5 protein-coding genes are annotated in these 6,482 nt (G+C 39.6%); 2 read left to right on the top strand and 3 right to left on the bottom strand.

Translation table 11 applies throughout. The annotated features are described in order from the left end of the window. The 3 genes from FIM66_RS01495 to FIM66_RS01485 all read right to left on the bottom strand — a co-directional run. On the bottom strand, nt 1-1,087 hold a 1,087-nt coding region (locus FIM66_RS01495), incomplete at its 3' end, for a glycosyltransferase family 10 domain-containing protein (protein ID WP_140599871.1). 38 nt (nt 1,088-1,125) lie between these two features. Continuing rightward, nucleotides 1,126-1,749: a phosphoserine phosphatase SerB gene (gene serB / locus FIM66_RS01490; RefSeq protein WP_140599845.1), complete on the bottom strand. Its 624-nt coding sequence runs from the start codon at nt 1,747-1,749 to the stop codon at nt 1,126-1,128. Between the two features lie 15 nt (nt 1,750-1,764). Continuing rightward, nucleotides 1,765-2,268 (bottom strand): ferritin, encoded by a 504-nt coding sequence (locus FIM66_RS01485; RefSeq protein WP_140599844.1) that lies wholly within the window; start codon nt 2,266-2,268, stop codon nt 1,765-1,767. A gap of 297 nt (nt 2,269-2,565) precedes the next feature. Here FIM66_RS01485 and mqnE point away from each other — a divergent pair, with 297 nt between their 5' ends. Beyond that, nucleotides 2,566-3,648 carry an aminofutalosine synthase MqnE gene (mqnE, locus tag FIM66_RS01475; RefSeq protein WP_140599842.1) on the top strand — a complete coding sequence of 361 codons (1,083 nt, stop codon included), beginning with the start codon at nt 2,566-2,568 and terminating at the stop codon, nt 3,646-3,648. Between the two features lie 121 nt (nt 3,649-3,769). Beyond that, nucleotides 3,770-6,481 carry an outer membrane protein assembly factor BamA gene (gene bamA / locus FIM66_RS01470; protein WP_238700911.1) on the top strand — a complete coding sequence of 904 codons (2,712 nt, stop codon included), beginning with the start codon at nt 3,770-3,772 and terminating at the stop codon, nt 6,479-6,481. The last annotated feature ends 1 nt before the right edge of the window (nt 6,482 follow it).

The following is a 6,482-nucleotide window of genomic DNA, read 5'->3' as shown; positions in this document are numbered from 1 at the left end:
CAATAGTCGCTAAAGGCTCATTCAAATCACGATAGAAAATGAAAGGATTATCGTGATAAATCGTGTCGTTTTCTAAAATCGTTTTAAAAAAATCTAGGATTTTTTTAAAACTCAAATTTTGGTAAAAAACAGCTTTCCCATCAATGGTGTTCAAAGGGTTTTCATAGAGCATGTCTAAATAAGCGTTTGGGTGCGTGTGCAAGTATCTCACATAATCAATCGCTTCATCAAAATCTTTAAAATCATGCACATTCACAAAACTCTTAGGGTTAAAATCTTTCGCCACGCTAGGACTCCCCCAATAAATGGGAATGGTGTGGCTAAAGTAAGCGTCAATGATTTTTTCAGTTACATAGCCATAGCCTTGTGAGTTTTCAAAACACAGGTTGAATTTGTATTGGCTTAAAAATTCGTTTTTGTTTTTGACATTATAACCCAGAGTGTTTTTCACGCTTCCTCCCCCAGTAACTGGCTCTATGGAATTTAAAGCGTCATAGAAAGCGTTCCTTTTAGGAGCGTTAGGATTGCTTGCGACAAAACTGGCAAACCCTCTTTTCAAAGGATCGCTCTCATTATTGATGAGCGCGCATAAATTGGGGTGGTTTTCTTCAAAACAATGGGAGGGTTTTTTTAAAGCATAAGGGCTGTCAGTCTTAATCTTATAAGGTGCGGTGGTGTCATTAACAAGCTCGGCTTTATAGTGCAAAGAGACATAATACAAAGACATTCTCAAATAACGATCATTAAAATCCAATTCATCAAAGCCTATGGCGTAATCAAAAAGGTTGAAATTAGGCACTTCGTTTTCACCAGTGTAAAACACTCTTTTAGTGTTTTGATAGGATAGGATTTTTCTGGCTGATCCAATAGGATTGCCAAAGACTAGATCTGAAGGTTCGTTGGGGTTTTGGTGGAGGGTGATTGTGTAGCGTTGGCTTAGGATAAAATAAAGAACACTCTTTTTAAATTCTTTAATTTCTTCATCTCCCCACCAATTCGCCACAGCGATTTTTAGGGGGGGAGATTTAGAGGTAATTTTTTCAATGGAAGCGCTTTCTATATAAGCGTCTAGTAAGGGTTGGAACATGGTTATCCTTTAAAAGGAGTATTTTACAAAAAAATTTTTTAAATCAAAGGCTTGATTAGGGCTAAATCAGGCTCATTGATGCAATGCGTGGCGTGTTGTTTTAAAATCTCTTTAGCGTTGAAAGCGATTTTAATGTGGGCATGTTTGAACATGCTCAAGTCATTCGCTCCATCGCCCACGACTAAAGTGCGCGTTTTAGTGATATTCAACAAGCGTTGCAAGGCGAGCAGCATTTCGCCTTTAGAGTGTGAAAACATCATATGCCCCGTAACCAAGCCGTTTAAGGCGTCATTTTCCACGATCAGCGTGTTACTGAAAGCTGCATCTAAATGCAATAAATCCCTGTAATGATTGGTCGCTAGATCAAAGCCTCCGCTAAAGCAAACCACCTTGTAATTTTTCTCTTTTAAGGCGCTAACAAGCTCAAGCGCTCCTTCAAATAAAGGCAGACTTTCACAAACTTCTTTGGCCAGTTTTAAGGGCATGTTTTTGAGCTTAGAAACCCTTAAAATAAGACTTTCATGAAAATCTGTCTCACCATTCATGGCTTGTGAAGTGATCTTTTCCACTTCATCAAACACCCCCCACGCCCTCGCTAAAGACTCAATCGTCTCAGCATTGACTAGCGTGGAGTCAAAATCAAAAACGGCTAGTTTTTGCACTCAATGATCCTAAAATTAAGATTTCCTGCTTTTAGCGATCCCTTTGACATACTGATCAGCCAAATACAAGCCATGGTTTTCATTACCAATCAACTCAATTTTATCCAAAATATCCTTGAAAAGCACTTCTTCTTCATGCTGTTCAGCCACATACCATTGCAAGAAATTGAAAGTCGCATGATCTTTGTTTTTTATGGCGTGATCGACGATATTATTAATAGACTCGCTGACGTGTTGCTCATGTCCATAGGCTTTTTGGAAAATTTGAGTCAAACTTTCAAACTTATACTCAGGGGCGCTGATGCTGGTCAATTGCACAGGCACATTGTTTTCATTCAAGAAAACGATAAGCTTTTTAGCATGCTCGTATTCTTCAGCCGCATGGTCAAACAAGAAAAGCCCCGAGCCATCTAAGCTATGGGTATAGCACCAAGAACTCATGCTCATATACAAGTTGGAAGAGTTCATTTCCTTATTCACTTGTTCGTTTAGCAACTTAATGATGTCTTTTGATAACATAGTATCTCCTTTGTGTTGGTTTAAGTTGTCCCATAATTATAGCATAAATGATAATGAAAAAGTAAACAAGAGTATGAAAATTTTCAAAAACTTGCAAAAAATGAGAAAGAACGCCAGCTAATGGCTTGATAAAGCTTAGATTTTATCATAAAAATCACTTTAATGAGAATTTGGTCAAAAAAAGGGTTGGCATCAATAGGGGGGTTAAAAGGGATATTTTTATATAATATATAAAAAGCATTCTTCAATCTAAAAATGCTACAATGTTTGTTTTTAAAACGAAAGGGCAATTTAACCATGGACTTTTTAGAAAAAGTATTAGACAATCAAGTTACTGAAAGTGAAGAATTAGTGAGGCTTTATGATTATGATTTATACACGCTAGGGGAAGCAGCGGATCGCATGCGCCAAAACATGCACCAAAAAATCGTGTATTTTAATGTCAATAGGCATTTAAACCCCAGCAATATTTGCGCGGACGCTTGTAAATTTTGCGCTTTTTCAGCCCACAGAAAAAACCCTAACCCTTATGAAATGAGCTTAGAAGAAATCCTAGAAAAGGTTAAAAATTCCTACAATAAGGGGATTAAAGAAGTCCATATCGTGAGCGCCCATAACCCTAATTACTCTTATGAATGGTATTTAAAGGTGTTTGAAACCATCAAACAAGAAATGCCTAACTTGCATTTAAAAGCCATGACCGCTGCAGAAGTGCATTTTTTAAGCGTTAAATTCAACAAACCTTTTGAATTGGTGCTAGAAGACATGCTCAAAGCCGGGGTGGATTCCATGCCTGGTGGGGGAGCGGAGATTTTTGATGAAGAAATCAGGCGTAAAATCTGTAATGGTAAGGTGGGATCTTCTCGGTGGTTGGAAATCCATGCTTATTGGCACAAATTAGGCAAAATGAGTAACGCTACCATGCTTTTTGGGCATATTGAAAATAAAATCCATCGCATCGATCACATGCTGAGAATCAAAAAAATTCAAAGCCCTAAAAATAAAGTAGAAAATAAAGAAGGGGGCTTTAACGCTTTTATCCCCTTGTTGTATCAAAAAGAAAACAATTATTTGAAAGTGGAAAAATCCCCTAGCGCGATAGAAATCTTAAAAACTATCGCTATATCCCGCATTCTTTTAAACAATATCCCCCACATTAAAGCCTATTGGGCGACTTTGGGCTTGAATTTAGCGTTAGTGGCTCAAGAATTTGGCGCTAACGATTTAGACGGCACGATAGAGATAGAGAGCATTCAAAGCGCAGCAGGCGCGAAGAGCCGGCATGGTTTAGAAAAAGAAGATTTGATATTTAAAATCAAGGACGCTGGTTTTGTTGCGGTAGAAAGGGATAGTTTGTATAATTTTATACAGAAATTTTAATAATTTTTAGCGTTTTTAAGAATGATTAGTTATAATAACACTACTAACAACACTCAAGCTAAAATCTATTAAGGAAATCAGTATTAAAAAATTAATTCTATCTTCTCTTGTTTTCGCATGTATGAATACCAGCGTTGAAGCTTTAGAGAACAACGGCTCTAAACCAAGCGATTTGACTTCTCCAAAAGAAGCCTCTCAAGAATCTCCAAAAAATGAGGCTCCAAAAAATGAAGTTCAAAAAAATGAAGCTCAAAAAGAAACCCCCCAATCCAATCAAACGCCTAAAGAAATGAAAGTCAAATCCATTTCGTATATTGGGCTTTCTTACATGTCTGACATGCTCGCTAATGAAATTATAAAGATTCGTGTGGGCGATATTGTGGATTCTAAAAAAATAGACACCGCTGTTTTGGCTTTGTTCAATCAAGGGTATTTTAAAGACGTTTATGCCACTTTTGAAGGCGGTATATTAGAGTTTCATTTTGATGAAAAAGCCAGGATTGCCGGGGTAGAAATCAAGGGTTATGGGACTGAAAAGGAAAAAGGCGAATTAAAATCCCAAATGGGGATCAAAAAGGGCGACACCTTTGATGAGCAAAAATTAGAGCATGCTAAAACGGCTTTAAAGACAGCTTTAGAGGGGCAGGGCTATTATGGGAGCGTGGTGGAGGTGCGCACAGAAAAGGTCAGTGAGGGCGCGTTATTAATCGTGTTTGATGTGAATAGGGGGGATAGCATTTATATCAAACAATCCATTTATGAGGGGAGCGCGAAATTAAAACGCCGCATGATTGAATCTTTGAGCGCGAACAAGCAACGAGATTTCATGGGCTGGATGTGGGGCTTGAATGATGGGAAATTGCGTTTAGATCAATTAGAATACGATTCTTTGCGTATCCAAGATGTGTATATGCGTAGGGGTTATTTGGACGCTCATATTTCTTCGCCTTTTTTGAAAACGGATTTTTCTACCCATGACGCTAAGCTTCATTATAAAGTCAAAGAGGGGATCCAATACAGGATTTCAGACATTTTAATAGAGATTGACAACCCGGTAGTCCCCTTAAAAACCTTAGAAAAAGCGCTTAAAGTTAAGAGAAAAGATGTCTTTAATATTGAGCATTTAAGAGCGGATGCGCAAATTTTAAAAACCGAAATCGCTGATAAGGGTTATGCGTTTGCGGTGGTGAAGCCAGACTTGGATAAAGATGAAAAAAACGGGCTTGTGAAAGTCATTTATCGTATTGAAGTGGGCGATATGGTGTATATCAATGATGTCATCATTTCAGGGAACCAACGCACGAGCGATAGAATCATTAGGAGGGAATTGTTACTAGGGCCTAAGGATAAATACAACTTGACCAAACTCAGAAATTCCGAAAATTCTTTAAGGCGTTTAGGGTTTTTCTCTAAAGTCAAAATTGAAGAAAAAAGGGTGAATAGCTCGCTTATGGATTTGTTAGTGAGCGTAGAAGAGGGGCGCACCGGGCAGTTGCAATTTGGGTTAGGCTATGGCTCTTATGGAGGGCTTATGCTTAATGGGAGCGTGAGCGAAAGAAACCTTTTTGGCACAGGGCAAAGCATGAGCTTGTATGCTAACATTGCTACAGGGGGGGGCAGATCTTATCCGGGCATGCCAAGAGGAGCGGGGCGTATGTTTGCTGGGAATTTGAGCTTGACTAATCCAAGGATTTTTGACAGCTGGTATAGCTCTACGATCAATCTTTATGCGGATTATAGGATAAGCTACCAATACGTCCAACAAGGCGGGGGCTTTGGGGTGAATGTTGGGCGCATGCTGGGTAACAGAACCCATGTGAGCTTAGGATATAACTTGAATGTTACCAAACTCCTTGGTTTCAGCAGCCCTTTATACAACCGCTACTATTCCTCTGTTAATGAAGTGGTCGCTCCAAGGCAATGCTCTACCCCCGCATCGGTGATTATCAATCGCTTATCAGGCGGTAGAACTCCCTTACAACCTGAAAATTGTTCTAACCCTGGAGCGATCACCACCTCACCAGAAATAAAAGGTATTTGGGATAGGGATTACCATACGCCAATCACTAGCTCTTTCACCCTTGATGTGAGCTATGACAACACCGATGATTATTATTTCCCTAGAAATGGGGTTATCTTTAGCTCCTATGCGACGATGTCTGGCTTGCCAAGCTCTGGCACGCTCAATTCTTGGAACGGGTTAGGCGGGAATGTCCGTAACACTAAAGTCTATGGTAAATTCGCCGCTTACCACCATTTGCAAAAATATTTATTGATAGATTTGATCGCTCGCTTTAAAACGCAAGGAGGCTATATCTTTAGGTATAACACCGATGATTACTTGCCCTTAAACTCCACCTTCTACATGGGGGGCGTAACCACGGTGAGAGGCTTTAGGAACGGATCGGTTACTCCTAAAGATGAGTTTGGCTTGTGGCTTGGAGGCGATGGGATCTTCACCGCTTCTACAGAATTGAGCTATGGGGTGTTAAAAGCGGCTAAAATGCGTTTAGCTTGGTTTTTTGACTTTGGTTTCTTGACCTTTAAAACCCCAACTAGGGGGAGTTTCTTCTATAACGCTCCCCTCACAACAGCGAATTTTAAAGATTATGGCGTTATAGGGGCTGGGTTTGAAAGAGCGACTTGGAGAGCTTCTACAGGCTTACAGATTGAATGGATTTCGCCCATGGGGCCTTTGGTGCTCATTTTCCCTATAGCGTTTTTCAACCAATGGGGCGATGGCAATGGCAAGAAATGTAAAGGGCTGTGCTTCAACCCTAACATGGACGATTACACGCAACATTTTGAATTTTCTATGGGAACAAGGTTTTAAA

Source organism: Helicobacter pylori (assembly GCF_006439795.1).
Lineage (GTDB): Bacteria > Campylobacterota > Campylobacteria > Campylobacterales > Helicobacteraceae > Helicobacter > Helicobacter pylori_CR.
This window is presented reverse-complemented; position numbering and strand designations above follow the sequence as displayed.

What these genes read in the sequence shown, in the direction of transcription:
- bamA (WP_238700911.1), top strand. Translation starts at nt 3,770, where the DNA reads ATGAATACCAGCGTTGAAGCTTTAGAGAACAACGGCTCTAAACCAAGC.
- FIM66_RS01485 (WP_140599844.1), bottom strand. Translation starts at nt 2,268, where the DNA reads ATGTTATCAAAAGACATCATTAAGTTGCTAAACGAACAAGTGAATAAG.
- mqnE (WP_140599842.1), top strand. Translation starts at nt 2,566, where the DNA reads ATGGACTTTTTAGAAAAAGTATTAGACAATCAAGTTACTGAAAGTGAA.